Raw genomic sequence first — 19904 nt, 5'->3', positions numbered from 1 at the left:
GAGCGCGATGTAGTCGTTCTCGGTGGCCATCAGCACGGTGCAGGTGACGAGGATGCAGGAGGCCAGGAAGCCGAGGATCGCGCCGTGGCGGCCCATGCGATGGATGGAGCCCTCCATGATCTCCCGCTCGTACTCCCAGTTGGCCCGGGCATGCTTGACGAGCTCCTCGCCATGCTTCCGGTGGAGGGCGAGGGAAGGGTTGACCTCGAACGCGAAGTCCCCGCGGGCCATGCGGCGCTCGACCAGGAGCGAGACGCCGAGCGTCAGGAGCGCGGGCGCCGAGGACAGGCAGAGGATGCCAACGAGCGTCATCGAGACGCCCCCGAGCATCGGGCCCTCCGCGAACGGCGGGCGCTCCTTCATGATGTGGTAGGCGGTGAAGAGGATGGCGCCCAGGAGCACGATGAGGGCAGGCTTCACGAGCGAGGGCGCGATCGCCGCCGCGCTCTTCGCGAGCGCGAGCCACTGCTCCTCCACCCGCGCGCGAAGGTTGAACCAGTGGGTGATGGCGAGGATGAGCAGGCCCGCGAGGACGGCGAGCCCCAGCTTGGAGGGCCAGGACAGGTTCTCGCGGAAGGCCCGGCCGGTCTCGCTGGTCGCCAGGAACCAGGTGGCCACCAGGAGCGCGACTGTCACCAGGCCATTCAGAGACGGCTCGATCCACCGCAGCGGGTTGAACTTCTGTCCAGGACCTGGCTGCTGTGGGCTCATCGGGCATGCCTCCGCCCCCGATGTTGGCCAGCACCCTGACCAGAATCAAAAATCCAGCGTCACCCCTGGCCCGATTCTTCCCTACATGCCTCCAGCCAGGCGGGCCTCACTGCTGGAAGTCGTAGACGCTGCCGAGCTGGAGGAGGCGGGTGAGCTCGTCGAGCGCCGTCATCGTCTCGCGGGCGAGCTTCGGGTCCTGCAGGTCCTTCGGGAACAGCTGCTCGCGGTAGTGCTTGCTCACCCAGGCGGCGAGCGACGTGTGGAGGGCGGGTGAATAGAAGACGTTGGCCTTCACCGCGGCGCGCTCGGCCTCCGTGAGCGAGATGCGCTGGCGGAGGCAGGCCGGGCCGCCGCCGTTGTTCATGGACTGGCGCACATCCAGGTAGTGCACGGCCTTCACGGGGTTGTCCTCGGCCACCACGCGCTCGAGGAAGCGCCGCGTGGTGTCCAGCTCCTGGCTCTCGAGCGGGGCGATGATGGCCATGCTGCCGTCCGGAAGGGTGAGCACCTGGGAGTTGAACGGGTACGCCTTCACGGCATCCTTCACCGGCAGCTCGGCCTGGGTGGCGACGATGGAGGTGAAGCCCGGGCCCAGCTTCTCGCGCAGCGTGCGGAGCAGGCCAGGGGCGTCCACGAAGGCCAGCTCGTGGAGCATGAGGAAGCCGCCATTGCCCACGGCGACCACGTCCGTGTGGAAGGCGCCCGAGTCGATACCCTCCGGGTGCTGCTGCGGGAAGAGGGTGCGCTCGGGATCGAGCTGGTGCAGCCGGGCGAGTGCCTGACTGGCCTCCAACGTCTGCCGGGCGGGGAAGCGCTGGGGCGCGGTGACGTCCTTCCAGGAGCTGCGCCCCCAGGCAAGGAGGTGCACCGCGGCATGCCCGGGAGTGGCCAGCCGGGTGTGGTTGGCAGCGCCCTCGTCGGCGAACTGGCCGCCGCCAGGCAGGGGCGCATGGACGGCGAACCGCGTCTCGTCCGAGAAGATGGCGCGCAGGACGGAGTGGGTGGTCTCCGCCTCGATGGCCCGGTGGAACATCTGCTGGAGGTTGGCGGGCGTCAGGTGCAGCCGCTTGTCGGCGGTGTCCTCGGAGGGCGCGCAGGTGGCGGCGTTGGCCGTCCACATGGCCGCGGCGCTGGAGGAGAGCCGCAGCAGGTGCTCGGCCTCGCGCGCGGCGCGGGTGATGACCTCCTCGTCCGTGCCGGTGAAGCCCAGCAGCCGGAGCGTCCTCAAGGAGGGGCGGGGTTGGGGCGGCAGCACGGCCTGTCCCACCCCCAGTCCCGCCACGAAGCGCATCTTCTCCAGGCCTTGGAGGGCGGCCGCGCGGGGGTAGCTGGCCTGGCCGCCATGGGTGGTAGAGGCCAGGTTGCCGACCGAGAGGCCGCCATAGTTATGAGTGGGGCCGACGAGACCGTCGAAGTTGTACTCTCGCATTGGGATATAGAACCGCGGCTGTGGAGCACCCACCCTTAGCAAAGCGGCTCAAGCGTTTCCTCCGCTACCTGCTCATCCGGGCCGCGCTGGCCCTGGTCCACCCCGTGCCCCTCGGGGCGGCGCGGTGGCTGGGTGTGCGCTTCGGGACACTCGCCTTCCGGGTGGCGGGGGGCGAGCGGCGCAAGGCGCTGAAGTCCCTGGCCCAGGCCTTCCCGGAGAAGTCCGAGGCGGAGCGGCTCGCCCTGGCCCGTGCCTGCTTCCGCCACCTGGGCGCCGCCATGTTCGAGGTGGGGTGCACGGCCGCGCTCGACCGGGAGCTGAAGCAGCTCGTGGCGTGGCCCCCGGAGGACCGGGGTGTGCTGGAGGCGGCGCTCGCCCGGGGCAAGGGCGTGGTGTTCGTCTCGGGGCACGTGGGGAACTGGGAGCTGCTGGCCCGGCGGGTGGCCTGCGAGGGCTTTCCCTGCCAGAGCATCGCCAAGGAGACGTCGGATCCGCGCCTCACGGAGCTCGTGGGGCGCTTCCGGGCGCGGGGTGGGGTGCGGAGCATCTGGCGAGGGCAGGAGGGGGCCGCCCGGCACATGCTCCGGGCACTGAAGGGCGGGGAGATCCTCGGGTTGCTCATTGACCAGGACACGAAGGTGCAGTCCTTCTTCGTGCCCTTCTTCGGGGAGCTGGCGGCCACCCCACGGGCGGCGGCGGACCTGGCGATCCGCACCGGAGCGGCAGTGGTGGTGGGCTTCTGCCAGCGCGAGGAAAGCGGCTACCTGCTGAGGATGGAGGAGGTGCCGCTGCCTGCCGAGGAAGACCGGGAGGCGGCGGCGCTGGCGCTCACGGCCGCGCTCTCTCAGCGCATCGAGGCGGCCATCCGCCGAGCACCCGAGCAGTGGGTGTGGATGCACCAGCGGTGGAAGACCCGGCCCGAGAGTCAGCCGCCGACACTCACTCCAGGAGCAGAAGCGCCCGCCTCGGCCCGGTGATAGGAAGAGTCTCGTGCCGCGCCTCCTGCTCTCCAGCCTCCTGGTCCTCCTGGGTACCGCCTGTGGCCCTCGCCGCGAGCAGGCAGGGACGGCGTCCGAGCCACCCCCTCAGGTGGTGCTCCATGGCGTGGAGCTCCAGTCCTTCAAGGGCGACCAGCTCGTCCTCGCCGGCCGGGCCGAGCGCCTCACCTACCAGCGCGCCGAGGGCGCCGTGACAGCCACCCACACCCTGCTGCGCATGCCGGGCCGGCGCGGCCCGCAGAGCGCGCCCTCGGCCTCCCGAGGCGGCATGGAGATCCGTGCCCCACTCATGGAGGGCAGCCTCTCCTCGCAACAGCTCACGGGCTCCGGGGGCGTGGTCGTCCGCACCGCCGATGGTGCGGTGGCACGCACGCCTCGGGCCACCTACGACGCTCCCGCCCAGCACGCGCGCGGCCGCGAGGGCGTAGCCTTGCAGGGGCCGGACTATGGCCTGCGGGCGGACAGCTTCGACGTGTCCCTCGCGGACGGGACATTCACCTTTGAAGGCTCCACGCAGACCGTGGTGGGAGGGGCACAGTGATTGAGTTCCTGGCGATGGCCTTCTTCGTCGCTCAGCCCACGGCTCCGGCCGCCGCGACCGATGGGGGCACGCGCCCGCCCATGCTCGGGAACGTGGCGCTCAACAACCCGGTGGAGATCACCGCGAAGCTCATCACCGGGGAGCGCAGCTCGGCCACCTTCACCGGCGACGTGCAGGTGAAGCACCGCACCCTGGATCTCAAGTGCGACAAGATGGTGGCCCACTACACGGCCTCCCGCGAGGTGACGCGCGTGGTGTGCACCGGCGGCGTGCAGGCCCAGGACGGGGACCGGTTCGCCCGGGGCGAGCGAGCCGAGTATGACGTGCCCAGCGGCGTGCTCGTGGTGACAGGCTCGCCCGAGGCCCGCCAGGGCACCACCTATGTGACAGGCACGAAGGTGCGCCTCACGCTGGGCAGCGAGCGGCTCGAGGTGGAGAACGCGCGCATCGTCGTCGAGACGGCCCCGCTGGGCGGCTCGCAGAAGGGCAAGGGAGGCGCGAGGAAGCCATGAGCGGCGGGCGGCTGTGGGCCGAGGGCCTCCAGAAGAGCTTCCGCAAGCGCCAGGTTGTCCGCGGCGTCTCCTTCAACGTGTCCCAGGGTGAGGTGGTGGGGCTGCTGGGGCCCAACGGCGCCGGGAAGACCACGAGCTTCAACATGGTGGTGGGGCTCGTCACCCCGGACGGCGGCCGCGTGCGTCTGGACGATGAGGACCTCACGCACCTGCCCATGCACCGGCGCGCGCGCCGTGGCCTCGGCTACCTCCCGCAGGAGGCCTCCATCTTCCGCAAGCTCTCCGTCCGTCAGAACTTCCTGGCCGTGCTGGAGCTCCAGAAGGGGCTGGACCGCAAGGCGCGCGAGGCGAAGGCCCATGAGCTGATCGCCGAGTTCGGCCTCGGCCACGTGGCGGACGCCCTGGGAGAGACGCTCTCCGGCGGCGAGCGGCGGCGTGCGGAGATCGCCCGCTCGCTCATCCCCAACCCTCGCTTCATCCTCTTTGACGAGCCCTTCGCCGGCGTGGACCCCATCAACGTGGGGGACCTCCAGCGGCAGATCGCCCTGCTCAAGCAGCGAGGCCTGGGCGTGCTCATCACCGACCACAACGTCCAGGACACCCTCGGCATCTGCGACCGCGCCTACATCATCGCGCAGGGGCAGATCCTCGAAGAGGGAACCCCGGCTGCGATCGCAGAGTCCCCTCGGGCGCGCGCCGTGTACCTCGGCGAACGCTTCCGCCTGCAAGCGCCGTGAAACCGGCCCGAAAGGGCAGCTTCCCCCCGGCTCTGAGAGCAAGCGAGCACGAGTCGCCACAGCCCTCTGCATAGGTTGGCCTACACTTTGCGTCGACGGGTGAACACCTCCTGGGATACCCAAGAGGTCCTCTAAATCCATGATTCGACTGCAGAAATCCGAATATGCAAGCAGAAGGCCACACTCCTGGGCACTAGACGAATGGAGGGGGTCTTGCTAGTTTGGCACGGTCCTTGATGGAAGTCGGTTCAAGGCCCTGTTTCTGTGCGGTGGGGAGTCTGGTCTATGGCGATGGAACTCAAGCAAAGCCTGAAACTCTCGCAGCAGCTGGTGATGACGCCGCAGCTGCAGCAGGCGATCAAACTCCTTCAGCTCTCCAGGATGGAGCTCCTGGAGCAGGTCCGGGAGGAGATGGAGCAGAACCCGCTCCTGGAGGAGCCAGACGAGCGAGCCCCGCTGGACGTGGCGGACAAGGAGCCCGGCGAGGCCTCACTGGAGGCCGCGAACGTCGAGGTGCCGAGGGATGCCGAGGCGTCGCTGGTGGGCGACGTCACCCCGGAGTTCAAGGGGGACTCGGACAACCCGCCGGAGATCGACTGGGAGGCCTACCTCAACAGCTACCAGTTCCAGGAGCAGAGCACCGCCTCGAACAAGGGCAACGTGGCCACGGAGGACATGCCCTCCTTCGAGGCCAACCTGGTGAAGAAGGAGGACCTGGTCGACCACCTGCAGGCGCAGATGGGGATGCTGAAGCTGAACGACGCCGAGCGCCGGGTCGCCATGCTCATCACCGGCAACCTGGATGATGACGGGTACCTGAAGCTGCCGGACGTGGAGGGAGATCCGCTGATCCGCCTGTGCAACGAGGCGGACGTGCCCATGAGCGTGGCGGAGCGGACGCTGCGGCGCATCCAGAGCCTGGACCCGAAGGGCTGCGGCGCCAGGGACTTGCAGGAGTGCCTGCTCATCCAGGTGCAGGCGCTGAAGGAGAAGCACGCCCCGCTGCTGGGGATGATGATCAAGCGGTACATGAAGTACCTGGAGAGCAAGAACCTGCCGGCCATCGCCAAGGAGCTGAAGATCACCTTGGAGGAGGTGGTGGAGGCGGCGAAGCTGCTGCCCAAGCTGGATCCGAAGCCGGGGCGCAACTTCAGCGGGGATGACGCGCCGTACATCAGCCCGGACGTGTTCGTCTACAAGATGGGGGAAGAGTACACGGTGGTGCTGAACGATGACGGCCTGTCCAAGCTGCGCATCTCCAGCACGTACCGGAACGCGCTGAAGAACGGCGCGGTGTCGCCGGGGCAGACGAAGGAGTTCATCCAGGACAAGCTGCGCAGCGCGCAGTGGCTCATCCGCTCCATCCACCAGCGGCAGCGGACGATCTACAAAGTCACCGAGAGCATCGTGAAGTTCCAGAAGGACTTCCTGGACAAGGGCATCGCGCACCTCAAGCCGCTCATCCTCCGGGACGTGGCCGAGGACATCGGGATGCACGAGTCCACGGTGTCTCGCGTGACGACGAGCAAGTACGTGCACACCCCGCAGGGCATCTTCGAGCTGAAGTACTTCTTCAACTCGTCGATCGCGCGCGTGTCGGGCGAGGACACGGCGAGCGAGGCGGTGAAGCACCACATCAAGCAGCTGGTGTCGCAGGAAGATCCGCGCAACCCGTACTCGGACCAGAAGATCGTGGAGCTGCTCAAGGCGCAGGGCACGGAGATCGCTCGGCGCACGGTGGCCAAGTACCGCGAGGTGCTGGGCATCCTCCCGAGCAGCAAGCGCAAGCGCTACTACTGAGCGCCCGCTTCCATCCCCAGCGCACTGGTCCAGCTGATTTGTGAAAACCGGACCTGTTGGCTGGACCAGCTCATGGGCAGGATGAGCCCATGAGCACAGACACAGAACTGCCCCGCAGAGCCCTCATCCCGCTGGTCGTCCCTCCCGTCACGTTGGAAGGCCGCTCGGTGCGGCTGGAGCCGCTGCGGCCGGAGCACGCCGCGCCACTGGCCTCCCTCTGCGAGGACGAGATCTTCGAGTTCACCTCGGTGGCGCTGCGGACCCAGGAGGACCTGGCGGCGTACATCGCCGGGGCGCTGGAGGCCGCTGGGCAGGGCACTGAGCAGCCATTCTTCATCCGGGACCGGGAGACAGGGGCGCCGCTGGGCTCCACGCGGTACCTGGCCATCTCCCGCCACGACCGGACGCTGGAGATAGGCTACACGTGGCTCGCACAGCGGGCCTGGCGCACCCGGGTGAACACCGAGTGCAAGTTCCTCCTGCTGCGGCACGCCTTCGAGCAGCTCCAGGTCATGCGCGTCCAGCTCAAGACGGACCGGCGCAATGCGCGCTCCCGGGCCGCCATCGAGCGGATGGGGGCGAAGTTCGAGGGCATCCTGCGCAACAACATGCTGGTGCGGGACGGGGTGGTGCGCGACTCGGCCTACTACAGCGTCATCGACACCGAGTGGCCCGAGGTGAAGGCACGGTTGGAGGAGCGGCTCGCGCGGGAGTGATAGGGTCCGGGGTTGCATGTTCCGCACTCCTTCCTCCCTGTCTTCCCTTCTCGTGGTGCCGTTGCTCACTGTGCTTGGGCTGCTCGCCGGCTGTGGCGGGCGCACCGAGACCCGTCCCGTCTCCCTGGATGATCTTGCCAGCCGTGCGCTGACCTACGCGCTCGTGGACGTGGACGCGCTGGAGAACCCGAACACCGCGGGCTCACACCGCTTCACCGTCACGATCGCGCAGGCTCAGGACGGCTGCACGCGGCTCGTTGATGGGGCGACGGCCACCTTCAATGGCCAGCCCATGAAGCTGGAGCCCGGTGGCTTCCCGGACACGGGCGGCAGGGATGCATGCGAGGAGACGCGCGCCTGGATCGACTTCGATCCAGAGGTCTGGAACGCCGAGCCCACCGAGGATGCCCGGGTGTTCCTCGAGGCGGAGGACGGGAGCCGCGCCGTCTCGCTGATCGTGAAGGGCCTCAAGACGAAGCGTCGCTTCGCCTTCCAGGGCACGGGGAGCGGGTCCACCCTGCGTCGAGGCCAGAAGTACACCTATCGCTGGCTGCCGGCGGAAGAGACGCCCGGGCCCATTAGCGCCACCCTGCTGCGCGAGGAGGGAAGGGCGCCAGCCACCCTGGAGACCACCCAGGAAGGCAGCGATGTGAGCTTTACGCTGCCCGAGGCCACCCCCGCGGCCAACCACCTGCTGACGTTGAAGGCCAGCCTGGAGGGCGAGGTGCTCGAGTGCGAAGGGATCGCCAGCTGCGAGGGGTCCATCTTCCACTCCAGCGACTTCGAGGTCGCCGTCCCGCAATGAGCGGTCGGCCATCTGCTCTTCGAGCGGGTGGCGCCTGGCGGGCATACCCTTGTACTTGAGTCGGTGGTTGCCGGACTCGAGGGTCGCCTCCACCGTGCCTGGGTACTCCATGGAGGACCCATGCCTCGCAACCCTGACCCACGTCACGCCGGCCAGAAGCCCCCCCTTCCTGAACAGCCCCAGCCGCACCCTGGCATCGAGGAGCGGATGCAGCAGGCGCCGGACTACGGCGAGCAGTCTTACAAAGGGCTCGGCCGTCTGAAGGACCGGGTGGCGCTCGTCACGGGCGGAGACAGCGGCATCGGCCGGGCGGTGTGCCTGGCCTTCGCCCGAGAGGGGGCAGACCTGGCCTTCGGCTACCTCAACGAGTACGAGGACGCGGAGAAGACGCGGCGCCTCCTGGAGGGTGAGGGGCGCCAGGTGCTCGCCATGGCGGGGGATCTGGCCCTCGAGGCCCACTGCCGCAAGCTCGTCGAGGACACGGTGAAGCGCTTCGGCCGCATTGACGTGCTGGTGAACAACGCCGCCTACCAGGGCAAGGAGGTGGAGAAGTTCGAGGAGTACGACGCCGAGCGCGTCGAGCGCACCTTCCGCGTCAACATCATGGCCATGTTCCACCTGGTGCGGCTGGCGCTGCCACACATGAAGGAGGGCGGTACCATCATCAACGTCGCCTCCGTCCAGGCCTACCAGCCCTCGCCGAGCATCCTCGACTACGCGAGCACCAAGGGCGCCATCGTCACCTTCACCAAGGGGTTGGCGCAGTCGCTCATCGAGCGCGGCATCCGCGTCAACTGCGTGGCCCCCGGGCCCGTGTGGACGCCGCTCATCCCGCAGTCCTTCAGCGGCGAGCACCTGAAGAAGTTCGGCGAGAGCAACCCCATGGGGCGGCCCGCCCAGCCCGCCGAGCTCGCGCCCTCCTTCGTGTTCCTCGCCTCGGACGAGTCCCGCTACGTCAACGGAGAGATCCTTGGCGTCACCGGCGGCAAGGTCCTCGCGTGAGCCGGCCCGGAGCGTGAGCGATGGGCACGGGGCAGGGGGCCGACTATGACGTCATCATCGTGGGCGGTGGCCCCGCGGGGCTGTCCGCCGCGCTGCTCCTCGGCCGGTGCAGGCGCCGGGTCCTCGTCTGTGATGACGGGAACCCGCGCAACAGCGCCTCGCACGCCTCCCATGGCGTATTTACCCGGGATGGGACCCACCCCTCGGAGCTGCTGAGGCTCGGACGCGAGCAGCTCGCGCCCTACGGCGTCGACATGTGGGACGTGCACGTCTCCGACGCCCGCGGCCTGGGAGAGGGCTTCGAAGTGATGCTCGAGGAAGGCGCCACGCTGCGCTGCCGCCGGCTGCTGCTGGCCACCGGCGTGGTGGACGAGCTGCCCCGCGTCGAAGGCATCGTGCCACTCTACGGCCGCAGCGTCTGGCACTGCCCCTATTGCGATGGCTGGGAGGCTCGTGAGCAGCCCCTCGCCGCGTACGGCCGAGGCCACGAGGGTGTGGAGCTGGCGCTGGGCCTGAAGACCTGGACGGACGACATCCTCCTCTTCACGGATGGAGGGAAACCGCCCGCTCGCGAGGAGCAGGAGGTGCTGCGGTGCGAGGGAGTCCGCTGGCACACCGGGCGCATCGCGCGGCTGGAGGGCACGGATGGGCAGCTCGAGCGGGTGGTGCTGGCCAACGGCGAGGCCATTCCCCGCCGCGGGCTCTTCTTCCACACGCGGCCCAGGCAGCGCTCCCTGCTGGCCAGCAAGCTGGGCTGCACCCTCACGAGCAAGGGTGCCGTCAAGACACGCAAGCTGCAGGACACCGGCGTGCCCGGGCTCTACGTCGTGGGCGATGCCGCCCGAGATGTCCAGTTCGTGATCGTAGCAGCCGCGGAAGGGGCCAGGGCAGCCCTGGCCATCAACAAGTCCCTGCGCATCGAAGACTGTATAGGACCCAACCCATCACGTGACTCTCCGTTTGCGGTCCCGGAGAGCACGGAAGTGGCTGAATCTCCTCGGGAATAGCTGGGGAATAAGGACGCTGCCCCCCCTGTCGGATAACTGGCGGTCCTAGTCCCTGGGACTGCTGACGAGCGGTCATCAACGGGGGCGGGTTGCTTTTGTGCCCCCAGACCGTTTCTGATCTGGAACGGAGCACGTCCTACCCACGGAGGAGGCAGCTACGCATGCAGATGAACATCACCTTCCGCCAGTTCGGAGCGTCGGATTCCCTCAAGGAGTACGCACGCGAGAAGGTCGACCGGGTCAATAAGTTGCTGGACCGGGCTGGTGAAGCGCATGTGGTGCTCTCGCTCGAACGCCACTTGCACCACGCGGACATCACGATCCATTCGGGTTCGTGGGTGCTGAGAGGCCGTGAGAAGAGCGAGGATATGTACGCGTCCATCGATCTCGCGATGGACAAGATCGAGCGGCAACTGCGCCGCTACAAGGACAAGCTCAAGAGTCACCACGGCCGCGAGAAGATTCACCACCGGCAGGACTTGATGAACCAGCTGTCGCGCGTGCGCCACGCTGTGTTCGAGATGCCGGAGGATCAGGATCACCTCGCGTCCGAGGCCCAGGGCTCTGGCGCCCCCACCACGAGCGCTCCGGCGACCGAGGCCGGGGAGCAGGCCGACACGCGGCGCATGCTCAGCACCACCCAGCTCACCGTCAAGCAGCTGAAGGTGGAGGAGGCGGTGATGCAGATGAACCTGATGAACAACGACTTCTACGTCTTCCACAACGTGGAGACGAACTCGATGTGCGTGCTCTACCGTCGCAAGGATGGGCAGTACGGCCTCATCGAGCCGCATGAGCCCCAGGAAGCTCCTGCCGTCGCCGTTGCTCGGTAGCCGACCCCTGAAAACACGAGCGCTCCGCCTCCCAGCAGGGTGAGGCGGAGCGCGGTGGATGCGCCCCTGGGAGGCTCCCGGGGGTGACGCTCTCCTACTGGTACTTCCGGCACGAGGAGTTGGGCAGCTCGCGGAGCAGCTCCCGCGGGTGGGTCCAGCGTGCGGCGGAGATGGAGGGAGAGTACGTGTCCGTATAGCTGACGAGCGCCAGGGTGAGCAGCGTGGCCATCTCGCCGAGCGGGCGCGCCTGGAGGCTCTCGGGGAAGTCCACGTAGAAGCCGTCGTCGAGCGGACCGTCGCAGTCGCGCTGGCCGGAGTAGCCTCCCTCTACGCGCGTCATGTAGTAGGCGCACGCGCCGACGCGGGCCACCATCACGTTCTCCTTCACGAGCAGCTCCACGGGGGAACCACCGAAGCTCCCAGAGGCGCGGACATCATCCCCCTCGGACAGCTCTAGCTTCGTCGGCTGTGCGCCGAAGACGCCCGTCACCCGCTGGAAGTCCCACTGCAGATCCACGGGCTGGTCCCGGAAGCGGCCGCGCAGCCCGTCCTCCCTCAGGCTGAGCGAGGAGGAGGGGCCGGTGATGTAGCGGCTCGTCACCACCATGGGCTCGGCGGAGCGCTGGCCCATCCGCACCCCCGCGGTCTCCGCGCGCAGGCCGCTGCCGGCACCCGCGCAGCCCACACCCAGAAAGAGAAGAGACGACAGCAGCAGCGAGCGCGACATGAGTTCCTCCGTTCGGTTCGTTCAGCAGCCGTGACGAGAGGAAGAACGAGGACCCGGAAAAGACATATCGCGCCCACGCTCCCCGCTCGCGGAGCAGGGCGCGCGGAGTCTCTTCGGGGCCCGAGGCGGATCCGGGCTGCGGCTCAGCGCGCGGCACCCTGGAGGGCGTTGCCCGTCTCCCCACTGCCCTGGGAGCCCGGAGCGGCGGCAGCCTGCTTCTGGCCCACGGGATCCAGCCCGTGGCCGAAGCGGAACATGCGCAACTGGACGGGCAGCCGCCCCGGGGTGCCGATCTCCCCGAAGAGGGCCGCGGCCGCGGCGGAGGTGGAGGCGGACTGGTACGAGTAGACGGCGAGCACGGCGCGGGCCTCGTCCACCAGCTCGACCAGATAGGGCAGTCCCATGGACACCACCACCACGGGCCGGCCGGTGGCGGCAGCCATGGTGACGAGCTCCGCCTGGCGCGAGTTGATCAGCCCCACCACCACCACGTCCGCGGCGAGCGCGGCCTTCCGGGCCTTCTGGCGCAGCGCGGCACGGCGGGCCTCGGTGGGGTAGGCGGGGACGTTGAGCACCGAGGCGCGCGGGGAGCGGGCGCGGATGGCCTCGCCCAGAGAGGGCTCGGCGGTGATGACGGCGATGCGCGCCGAGGGGGACAAGGGGAAGTGGCGGCCATCCGTGCGCAGCAGGGTGGCGGCGGCGCGGGCGATGAGGTGCGCCACCTCTGCATTGCCAGGAGGCGGGGGGGTGGCGAGCCGCTCCTCCACCAGGGGCGGCGTCTCGAAGAGGCCCCGGCGCAGCTTGGCGGTGAGGATGCGACGCACGGCCTGCTCCAGGCGCGCGGCCGGCAGCTCCCCGCTGCGCGTGGCGGCGAGCAGGGCCTCGTACACCTCCATCTTCTTCTCCGGCTGCCAGGGCACCAGCACCATGTCCGCGCCAGCCTTCACCGCGAGCACTGCCGCGCGGCCCACACCGTAGCGCTGGGCAATGGCCTCCATCTCCATCTCGTCGGTGAGCACCAGCCCGTCGAAGCCCAGCTCCTGGCGCAGCAGCCCCTCGAGCACCTGGGGGCTGAGGGTGGCCGGCAGCTCATCCCCGGTGAGGTGGGGGATGGCCACATGCGCCGTCATCAGCCCATCCAGCCCGGCCTGGATGGCGGCGCGGAAGGGCTCCATCTGCGCCAGCACCTCCTCGCGCGTCTCCTCCATGACGGGCAGCGCCTTGTGGCTGTCCGCGTCCGTGGCGCCATGGCCGGGGAAGTGCTTGGCCACGGTGACGAGCCCCGCGGCCTGCTGTCCCCGCACGAAGGCCCGGCCCAGCTCGGAGACCAGGGGGACGCTGTCCCCATAGGAGCGCACGCCGATGACGGGGTTGCGCGGGTTGAGGTTCACATCCAGGACGGGGGCCAGGTTCATGTTGAAGCCCAGCCGCCTCAGGTCCTCTCCCTGGGCACGACCCGCTGCGTAGGCCAGCTCGGGAGAGCGGGTGGCCCCCAGGGCCATGTTGCTGGGCAGCACCACCACCTGATCCTGGACGCGCACCACGTTGCCCCCCTCTTGATCCAGCGCGAGGAAGAGGGGGATGTGATCCACCAGCAGCCGCCGCAGCCCATCATTGAGGCGCGCCACCTGCCGGGCACCGAGGACGTTGTGCTTGAAGAGGCACACCCCCCCCACCCGGTGGCCTCGCACCAGCGCCTCCACGTCCTCGTCCACCTCGGTGCCGATGAAGCCCACCATCATCAGCTGCCCCACCCGGTCCTCCAGGGAGAGGCCACCCAGCAGGGAGTCAACCCGGTTCGTCGACACCGGGGGGAGACCCGGGGCGGGGGCGGGCGGCGAAGGCACGGCCCTGGGAGCGGGAGCGGAGGCGCACACGCCCAGGGACAGCAGCAGGACAAGGGGAGCAAGGTGACGGGCAGACACGCGGGGGGGATGCTAGTCGAGAGACGCAACCCCCTCCACCTTGCTTGCTGGTGAGCGGAGCCGTGCAGAAGCACGACGGGGAGGGCAAGCGACCCTTGCGCGAAAAGGTGGTGAGGAGTAATTGCCCCTCGACGTCGAGCGTCACCGCGGGAGCGTCAGTGAGAATCGCCGAGTTCCTCAGCCCCCAAGCCATCATCGCGGACATGCAGGCGCGCACCAAGCCAGAGGTGCTGCGTGAACTGAGCGGGGCGCTCGTGCGCGCCCACCCCCACCTCCAAGAGGAGAAGCTGGTGGAGGTGCTGCGCGAGCGCGAGAAGCTCGGCTCCACCGGCATTGGCGAGGGGGTAGCCATTCCCCACGGGAAGCTGGCGGGGATGTCGCAGCTGCTGGCCACCTTCGGCGTATCTCGCGAGGGGTTGGACTTCGAGGCCATTGATGGCAAGCCCACCCAGCTCTTCTTCGCGCTGGTGGCTCCGGAGAACAGCGCGGGTGTGCACCTCAAGGCCCTGGCGCGCATCTCCCGGCTCTTCAAGAACCCGCGGTTCCGGGCGTCCATCCTCGAGGCGCCTACTGCCGCGGACATCCACGCGCTCATTGTCCAGGAAGACGCCCGGCCCTGAGCGGCCGGCGAGGGGGGAGCCCCATGGAGATCGTCCTTCGCCCCATCCACGACCGATTCTTCCAGGAGGTGGTGCTCCCGTTCCTCGCGCGGGCCATGGGAGACGCGCCCGGGGCACTGGAGGGGTTGCTGGGCGTGCTGGGGGACGAGCAGGCGCGCGTCCTATGTGAGCGACTGCTGTCCTCGGCAACGCCGGGGGGGCTGAGCGGACTGGAGCAGGAGCTCTGGGTCGAGCTGGTGGATCGGCTCGTCTTCCTGCAGTGGCACGAGGGCGCTCCCGGGTGGGAGATCGAAGGCCAGCGGGCAGGGTACGCGGGTGACTGGGACGAGGCGCTGCACCTGGCGCTCATGGTGGAGCTGGCGGACTACCCTTATGGGAACGCGCGCGAGGCGCGGGCCGTTCGGGACGCCATCCGGCTGAAGCCTCGGGAGGACCTGGGGTCGGCCTCCCTCATGGCAGGCGTGTGGGCACCCTTCCCGCAGTTTCCACCGGATCAGGTCTTCTACACCCAGGGGCGGGGCGAGTATGTGCCCAGGCAGGGCTTTGCCTTCGCGGACTGGGCCTGGCGGCCCGCGAGCGCGGTGGCGCAGTGGAACGCAAGCCTGCCGCACAAGATGGAGCGGCTGCTCACCCGGGAGCTGGAGCGGCTGAAGCTGCCCTCGCTGCCGGAGCGGGACGAGCTGCTGGCGTGGTGGGCGGGCAAGGCGGCTCAGCCCCCCCCGCTGGCGGTGGTCTTCTCCGGGCTGGGGCCGCGGGCCCCGGACTGGATCCGGGAGCTGGGCGTCATCTCCGGCCACGTGCGCGAGGCGGCGAACGAGCAGGCCGCCCTGGTGTCACTGGTGACGAAGGGCGCCGACGTCCACCTGTGAAGCCACCTGTGAAGCTTCAGGGGCTTGGCGTCTCCAGCAGGATCGTCACGGGCCCGTCATTGATGAGGGCGACTTTCATGTCCGCGGCGAACACGCCCGTGCCGACGTGGAGGCCCCGGGCGCGCAGCTGCTCGCAGACCTTCTCATAGAGGGCCTTGGCCCCCACCGGCTCCATGGCGTCGATGAAGCTGGGGCGCCGGCCCTTGCGCGCATCTCCATATAAGGTGAACTGGCTCACGACGATCAGCTGCTTGTGAGTGTCCTCCAGGGAGAGGTTCATCTTCCCGGCCGCGTCCTCGAAGATGCGCAGCGTGGCCAGCTTCTCCACCATCCATGGCACCTCCGCCTCCGTGTCCCCCTTGCCCACCCCCAGCAGCACCAGCAGCCCCGGGCCGATCTGACTCACGTTTTCCCCGCCCACGGCGACAGACGCTTCGAGCACCCGCTGCACCACTGCCCTCATCGCATCCTCCTGGATTTCCTAGGGAAATAAGGTAGGCTCCCAACCTACAAGAGATTATTTTTCGGCATGAAGCAACCAATATTCCCGATCACGGAGAATCCCTACGTATACAGCGGCGCACCTTCGCCCGCGTTCACGTTCTGGGAGTCCGCCATGGGTATCTCTTCTGTCGACAACCGCAGCCGTACCTATAGCCGTTCCGTCGAGCGCGACACGCGGACGGGCCAGACGACCCAGTCGACCGAGCGCACCAACGAGCGCAACCAGCCGGTGAAGCCGGAGGTGAAGAACAAGGGCGTGTCGGGCGAGGTAGAGCTCTACAAGGACAAGTTCGAGGCCGAGGCCAACGCGGTCGAGGCGAGCGGCAAGTTCGGTGAGGAAGGCAGCGCGCTGTCCGGTGAGGGCAACGTGAAGGTCGGGTCGGCGGGCGTCTCGGGCGAGGGCTCGGTGACGGCGGATCTGGCCAGCGGCCAGGTGAAGGCCAGCGGCAGCGCCGAGGCCCACGCCAACATCGTGAGCGCCGAGGGCAGCGTCAAGTCCGAGTACGGCATCGGCAGCACCGAGGCCTCCGCCAAGGCCAACGTGGGCGCCGAGGCCAGCGTCAAGGGTGAGGTGACGATCGACCCGCTGAACGGCGATGTGGCCGCGTCCGCGGGCGGCGAGGTGTTCGTCGGGGCTCGCGCCTCGGCCGAGGTCTCCCAGACGGTCGGTCCTGCGAAGGCCACGGTGGGTGGTGAGGTGACCGCGGGCCTGGGCGCCGAGTTCGAGGCGGACGTGGGCCTCAAGGACGGCAAGCTGTCGGCCAACTTCGACATCGGCGCGACGCTGGGCATCGGCGCCAGCGTGGAGTTCGGTGTGGAGCTGGATGTGGGCGCGGTGGCTGACGCGGCCGGCAACGCGGCGAGCGCGGTGGGCGACGCGGCCAGCACTGCGGCGAACGCGGTGGGCGACGCGGCCAGCGACGCGGCGAACGCGGTGGGCAACGCGGCCAGCGACGCGGCGGACGCGGTGGGCGACGCGGCCGAGAAGGCCAAGGACTTCCTCACCTCGTGGTAGTCCACCCGTAGGGTCCTGCCGCCCTCTCAAAGAGGGCGACAGGGGGGCTCTCTTGAGGAAGAATGCGGCGCCATGAGCGCTGCGGAGAAATTCCTCGAGACGGGTCAGACAGCAAAGGCAAAGACGGCAGCGGAGCAGGCCCTGGCGAAGAAGCCCCAGGACCGCTCCGCTCTCGTCGTTCTGAGCAAGGTGCTGCTCCTGGAGGGGCAGCTCGACAAGGCCGAGCAGCACATCGCCCGCGCCGAGAAGCAGGGCACCACGGCGGACACGCTGCTGCTGCGCGCCAACCTCGCCTCGCAGCGCGGCCAGCTGGAGCCCGCGGCGGGCTACTTCCGGCAGGCACTCTCGCAGGATCCCAAGCGCGCCGAGGGCTTCTTCGGGCTGGGATTGGTGCTCTTCAAGCAGGAGAAGACGGCGGAGGCACTCGTCGCGCTGACGAAGGCCACGCAGCTCCAGCCGAAGAACGCCGTCTTCGTGTACCGGCTCGGGCAGGTGCTGATCGAAGCCGGGCAGACGGACAAGGGCATCCAGTCGATCGCGCAGGCCATCACCCTGCAGCCGCGCTTCCTGGCGCCCTACCTCTCGCTGATCCAGGCGCTCGTCGAGGAGGGCAGGGCCCTCCAGGCGCGCCGGGTGGTGGATGAGGGCTTGAGGGCGATGCCGAACCACCCGCGCCTGCTGTCCGCGCTCACGGCCATCTCCCTGGGCATGGGCGACTCGAGGACGAGCTTCCGCGCCGCCACGACGGTGGCCAACCAGCGCCCGAAGGATCCCAAGGCGCAGGCCAACCTCGCCCTGCTGCTGCTGCTGAAGGGCCAGCGCCAGGACGCGCTGCACATCTGCCGCACCATGGAGAGCCTGGGGCTGGCCACGGCGGAGCTGAAGATGATCGAGGCCACGGCGTACGAGGCGGCCGAGCCGCCGGCCTACGAGAAGGCGGTGGCGGCCTACGAGGAGGCGATGGGGCTGGAGCCTGGCGGGTGGAAGGCGCCCAACAACCTGGGCCAGCTCCTGATGCGCATGCCGGCCACGCCTCCGGAGAAGCACATGCCGCGCGCCATCACGGTGCTGGAGGAGGCGGTGCGGCGCAAGGCGGACCAGCCGGAGCCGCACCTCAACCTGGCGCTGGCGTACAGCCGTGCGGGCGACAAGGCGAAGGCGAAGGCGCAGGCTCAGGCGGTGCTCACCGCGAACCTGCCCGAGGGCGATGAGGTGCGCGAGCAGGCAGAGCGGCTCCTCAAGGTGCTGGGCTGATCCAGCACCTCCCGCTCAGAAGCCGTAGCGCCCGGGGGCGAGGATCCCCGCCGGGTCCACGGCTTCCTTGAGGCGCTTGAGCAGTGCGCGCGAGTCATCCTGGGAGGAGAGCTCCTCGGAGAACCCCGGCAGGCCGAGCCGCATGGGGTAGTAGCCGGCCTGGACGAGCTCGCGCTGGAGGGACTGGTAGCAGGCCATGGCGCGCTCGTCCTCGCCGGGGACCTCGCGATCGTACGCGAGCGCCACCACCAGGTAGAGGCAGCGCGGGGAGAGGGCCAGGAGGGCCACGTTGGGCTCCAGGGCGAACATGCGCGGCACCCGCGTGGCGATGGCGGAGGCTTCGCGGGCTTGCTCGCCGGTGAAGGGCACGGCCACCGAGCACCAGATGAAGCCGCACTTGTCGCGATCCGGGTTGGGTTCGGCGGGCATGGGGTTCTTCTTGCGCCAGTACGCCATGGCCAGGTTGACGTCAGTGGGCCGGCCCTGGAAGGGGCTCTCGTAGTCTGCGTCCCGAGGGCCGAGCTCCAGGGGGCGGGCCAGCCCCTCCATGGCAGTGGCGAGCCGGCGCTCCAAGAGGGCGCCCAGCTCCTCGTCCTGGGCGGAGATGGCGCCGCTGACGGCCCACCGGCCGAAGTCTTCGCGGAGCTGCTCCAGCATGAAGGAGGGCAGCGGGGTGCGCCCGCCGGTGTGCTCGTAGGGGAACTGCCGGGCCACGCTCAGCGCCTTCACGTCATTCCAGAAGTAGAAGCTGTTGCGCAGGGTGCCATCGAGCGCGAGCTGTTGGAGCCGATCCACCAGCTCCCACAGCTGGGCGTCTTCCTTCACGGTGAAGACGAACTCGCGCAGGTAGGGCACCTTCTTCACGAGCCAGAACGTCATCCGCGTCACCACGCCGAGGGAGGACTGGCTGAAGAGCCCATCCAGCGAGGGCCCGAGCCCCCAGCGGTACACGGGGGCTGCGTGCGCGTTGGGGAAGCGCGCCATGCCTGTCTCCACGCGCTCGCCATTGGGCAGCACCACCTCCATGGCGCACACGTGGTTGAAGATGTCGGAGTGGGGCCCGCGGCCATCGCCGCGCTCGAGCGCGTTGCCGATGAGGCTGCCCTCGGGGGAGCCGCCGATGGTGGTGATGAACAGGGGGCTGCCGCGCTCCTTGAGCCAGGTGTACGCCTGCCGGAAGGTGACGCCGGGCTCGACGGTGAGGTAGGCCAGCTTCTCGTCGTACGCGAGGACGCGGTTCATCCGCGCCAGCTCCATCAGCACGGAGCCATCGCGCGCCGGAACGCGTGAGCCGTAGCCCCAGTTGCGGCCACCGCTGACGGGGTAGACGGGGATGCGGTGGGCCTGAGCCACGCGCAGGCAGGCCTGGACCTCGGCGGTGCTGCCGGGGCGGAGGATGGCGGGGATGCGTTGGGTGGTGGCGAAGGTGGTCGTCTCTGCGGCTGCGAGCGCCTCGGGCTCGGTGAGCACGTTCGCCTCGCCCAGGGCGGAGCGCCACTCGGCCAGTGCGGCCTCCAGCGTGCTCATGGCGTGCACCCCAGGGGAGGAAAGGAGAGCGTGACTCGACTCTGGGGGACACAGGCGCTTGGGAGGCTCACGCCACCCAGCTTGCCAGTCTGGCCCTGCCCCCGGCTACCTCCCTACGAGGGCAGTGGCTTCACGAGGCAACCGGTGTTGTCAATTCACGCGCTTGGGATCGAGCGCGTCACGGACCGCGTCGCCGAGGAAGTTGAAGCCCAGCACGGTGAGCGCCAGCGCCAGCCCGGGGAACAGCGCCACGTGCGGCGCCACGAGCAGGTACTGCGTCCCCTGATCCACCAGTGCTCCCCAGGAAGGCGTCCCCGGTGGAGCTCCCAGACCCAGGAAGCTCAGCGAGGCCTCGGCCAGGATGGCTCCGGG

At 69.1% G+C, this 19904-nt stretch carries 21 protein-coding genes; 14 read left to right on the top strand and 7 right to left on the bottom strand.

Translation table 11 applies throughout. From position 1 onward, the window contains the following. Both VD972_RS41235 and astB read right to left on the bottom strand, forming a co-directional pair. The coding region (locus VD972_RS41235; RefSeq protein WP_324994817.1) for a hypothetical protein at nucleotides 1-711 on the bottom strand (711 nt) is incomplete at its 3' end. A 106-nt stretch (nucleotides 712-817) separates the two neighbouring features. Continuing rightward, nucleotides 818-2140, bottom strand: coding sequence for an N-succinylarginine dihydrolase (gene astB / locus VD972_RS41230; RefSeq protein ID WP_324994815.1), 1323 nt, complete (start codon nucleotides 2138-2140; stop codon nucleotides 818-820). A 20-nt stretch (nucleotides 2141-2160) separates the two neighbouring features. On the opposite strand from astB, the gene VD972_RS41225 reads away from it, so the two are divergent. The 10 genes from VD972_RS41225 to hpf all read left to right on the top strand — a co-directional run bounded on the left by VD972_RS41225 (nucleotide 2161) and on the right by hpf (nucleotide 11091). Then, nucleotides 2161-3117, top strand: coding sequence for a lysophospholipid acyltransferase family protein (locus tag VD972_RS41225; RefSeq protein ID WP_324994813.1), 957 nt, complete (start codon nucleotides 2161-2163; stop codon nucleotides 3115-3117). A 13-nt stretch (nucleotides 3118-3130) separates the two neighbouring features. Next, nucleotides 3131-3679 carry a hypothetical protein gene (locus tag VD972_RS41220; protein WP_324994811.1) on the top strand — a complete coding sequence of 183 codons (549 nt, stop codon included), beginning with the start codon at nucleotides 3131-3133 and terminating at the stop codon, nucleotides 3677-3679. Further along, nucleotides 3676-4191 (top strand): LptA/OstA family protein, encoded by a 516-nt coding sequence (locus tag VD972_RS41215; protein ID WP_324994809.1) that lies wholly within the window; start codon nucleotides 3676-3678, stop codon nucleotides 4189-4191. The genes VD972_RS41220 and VD972_RS41215 overlap by 4 nt, the downstream gene beginning before the upstream one ends. Continuing rightward, nucleotides 4188-4928 carry an LPS export ABC transporter ATP-binding protein gene (lptB, locus tag VD972_RS41210; protein ID WP_324994808.1) on the top strand — a complete coding sequence of 247 codons (741 nt, stop codon included), beginning with the start codon at nucleotides 4188-4190 and terminating at the stop codon, nucleotides 4926-4928. Before VD972_RS41215 ends, lptB begins: the two co-directional genes overlap by 4 nt. A gap of 285 nt (nucleotides 4929-5213) precedes the next feature. Continuing rightward, nucleotides 5214-6728: an RNA polymerase factor sigma-54 gene (gene rpoN, locus VD972_RS41205; RefSeq protein ID WP_324994805.1), complete on the top strand. Its 1515-nt coding sequence runs from the start codon at nucleotides 5214-5216 to the stop codon at nucleotides 6726-6728. A gap of 89 nt (nucleotides 6729-6817) precedes the next feature. Continuing rightward, nucleotides 6818-7444, top strand: a complete 627-nt coding sequence (locus tag VD972_RS41200; RefSeq protein ID WP_324994802.1) for a GNAT family protein — start codon at nucleotides 6818-6820, stop codon at nucleotides 7442-7444. Nucleotides 7445-7499: 55 nt separating this feature from the next. Beyond that, nucleotides 7500-8249, top strand: a complete 750-nt coding sequence (locus tag VD972_RS41195; RefSeq protein WP_324994819.1) for a hypothetical protein — start codon at nucleotides 7500-7502, stop codon at nucleotides 8247-8249. 120 nt (nucleotides 8250-8369) lie between these two features. Then, nucleotides 8370-9251, top strand: a complete 882-nt coding sequence (locus VD972_RS41190; protein WP_324994800.1) for a glucose 1-dehydrogenase — start codon at nucleotides 8370-8372, stop codon at nucleotides 9249-9251. A 20-nt stretch (nucleotides 9252-9271) separates the two neighbouring features. Then, on the top strand, nucleotides 9272-10258 hold the full coding sequence (locus VD972_RS41185) for an NAD(P)/FAD-dependent oxidoreductase (protein ID WP_324994798.1): 987 nt from the start codon (nucleotides 9272-9274) through the stop codon (nucleotides 10256-10258). A gap of 161 nt (nucleotides 10259-10419) precedes the next feature. After that, nucleotides 10420-11091 carry a ribosome hibernation-promoting factor, HPF/YfiA family gene (gene hpf / locus VD972_RS41180; protein WP_324994797.1) on the top strand — a complete coding sequence of 224 codons (672 nt, stop codon included), beginning with the start codon at nucleotides 10420-10422 and terminating at the stop codon, nucleotides 11089-11091. Between the two features lie 94 nt (nucleotides 11092-11185). Here the strand turns inward: hpf and VD972_RS41175 are convergent, their stop codons facing one another. Together VD972_RS41175 and nagZ are read right to left on the bottom strand one after the other, a co-directional pair. After that, entirely contained in the window at nucleotides 11186-11818 is a 633-nt protein-coding gene (locus VD972_RS41175) for a hypothetical protein (RefSeq protein WP_324994795.1), read from the bottom strand. Between the two features lie 143 nt (nucleotides 11819-11961). Beyond that, nucleotides 11962-13743 (bottom strand): beta-N-acetylhexosaminidase, encoded by a 1782-nt coding sequence (gene nagZ / locus VD972_RS41170; RefSeq protein ID WP_324994793.1) that lies wholly within the window; start codon nucleotides 13741-13743, stop codon nucleotides 11962-11964. Between the two features lie 158 nt (nucleotides 13744-13901). Between nagZ and VD972_RS41165 the strand changes: the two genes are divergently transcribed. Both VD972_RS41165 and VD972_RS41160 read left to right on the top strand, forming a co-directional pair. Then, nucleotides 13902-14363: a PTS sugar transporter subunit IIA gene (locus tag VD972_RS41165; protein WP_324994791.1), complete on the top strand. Its 462-nt coding sequence runs from the start codon at nucleotides 13902-13904 to the stop codon at nucleotides 14361-14363. A gap of 23 nt (nucleotides 14364-14386) precedes the next feature. Continuing rightward, the gene (locus VD972_RS41160) at nucleotides 14387-15232 is read left to right on the top strand and encodes a hypothetical protein (protein ID WP_324994788.1); all 846 of its coding nucleotides are present in this window, start codon (nucleotides 14387-14389) and stop codon (nucleotides 15230-15232) included. Nucleotides 15233-15248: 16 nt separating this feature from the next. Here the strand turns inward: VD972_RS41160 and dtd are convergent, their stop codons facing one another. Then, entirely contained in the window at nucleotides 15249-15695 is a 447-nt protein-coding gene (gene dtd, locus VD972_RS41155; RefSeq protein ID WP_324994786.1) for a D-aminoacyl-tRNA deacylase, read from the bottom strand. A 153-nt stretch (nucleotides 15696-15848) separates the two neighbouring features. On the opposite strand from dtd, the gene VD972_RS41150 reads away from it, so the two are divergent. Next, the gene (locus VD972_RS41150) at nucleotides 15849-16751 is read left to right on the top strand and encodes a hypothetical protein (protein WP_324994784.1); all 903 of its coding nucleotides are present in this window, start codon (nucleotides 15849-15851) and stop codon (nucleotides 16749-16751) included. Between the two features lie 72 nt (nucleotides 16752-16823). Next, nucleotides 16824-18005 carry a tetratricopeptide repeat protein gene (locus VD972_RS41145; protein WP_324994782.1) on the top strand — a complete coding sequence of 394 codons (1182 nt, stop codon included), beginning with the start codon at nucleotides 16824-16826 and terminating at the stop codon, nucleotides 18003-18005. Nucleotides 18006-18020: 15 nt separating this feature from the next. Here the strand turns inward: VD972_RS41145 and VD972_RS41140 are convergent, their stop codons facing one another. Next, on the bottom strand, nucleotides 18021-19532 hold the full coding sequence (locus tag VD972_RS41140) for an FAD-binding oxidoreductase (protein WP_324994780.1): 1512 nt from the start codon (nucleotides 19530-19532) through the stop codon (nucleotides 18021-18023). A 150-nt stretch (nucleotides 19533-19682) separates the two neighbouring features. After that, nucleotides 19683-19904: ABC transporter permease subunit (locus VD972_RS41135; RefSeq protein WP_324994779.1), on the bottom strand; the 222-nt coding region annotated here is incomplete at its 5' end.

It is taken from the genome of Hyalangium sp. (assembly GCF_035629615.1).
GTDB lineage: Bacteria > Myxococcota > Myxococcia > Myxococcales > Myxococcaceae > Hyalangium.
This window is presented reverse-complemented; position numbering and strand designations above follow the sequence as displayed.

Coding starts and splice junctions, on each gene's coding strand:
- astB (WP_324994815.1), bottom strand. CDS start 2,140: ATGCGAGAGTACAACTTCGACGGTCTCGTCGGCCCCACTCATAACTAT.
- lptB (WP_324994808.1), top strand. CDS start 4,188: ATGAGCGGCGGGCGGCTGTGGGCCGAGGGCCTCCAGAAGAGCTTCCGC.
- rpoN (WP_324994805.1), top strand. CDS start 5,214: ATGGCGATGGAACTCAAGCAAAGCCTGAAACTCTCGCAGCAGCTGGTG.
- VD972_RS41200 (WP_324994802.1), top strand. CDS start 6,818: ATGAGCACAGACACAGAACTGCCCCGCAGAGCCCTCATCCCGCTGGTC.
- VD972_RS41190 (WP_324994800.1), top strand. CDS start 8,370: ATGCCTCGCAACCCTGACCCACGTCACGCCGGCCAGAAGCCCCCCCTT.
- VD972_RS41185 (WP_324994798.1), top strand. CDS start 9,272: ATGGGCACGGGGCAGGGGGCCGACTATGACGTCATCATCGTGGGCGGT.
- hpf (WP_324994797.1), top strand. CDS start 10,420: ATGCAGATGAACATCACCTTCCGCCAGTTCGGAGCGTCGGATTCCCTC.
- VD972_RS41175 (WP_324994795.1), bottom strand. CDS start 11,818: ATGTCGCGCTCGCTGCTGCTGTCGTCTCTTCTCTTTCTGGGTGTGGGC.
- VD972_RS41160 (WP_324994788.1), top strand. CDS start 14,387: ATGGAGATCGTCCTTCGCCCCATCCACGACCGATTCTTCCAGGAGGTG.
- dtd (WP_324994786.1), bottom strand. CDS start 15,695: ATGAGGGCAGTGGTGCAGCGGGTGCTCGAAGCGTCTGTCGCCGTGGGC.
- VD972_RS41150 (WP_324994784.1), top strand. CDS start 15,849: ATGGGTATCTCTTCTGTCGACAACCGCAGCCGTACCTATAGCCGTTCC.
- VD972_RS41145 (WP_324994782.1), top strand. CDS start 16,824: ATGAGCGCTGCGGAGAAATTCCTCGAGACGGGTCAGACAGCAAAGGCA.
- VD972_RS41140 (WP_324994780.1), bottom strand. CDS start 19,532: ATGAGCACGCTGGAGGCCGCACTGGCCGAGTGGCGCTCCGCCCTGGGC.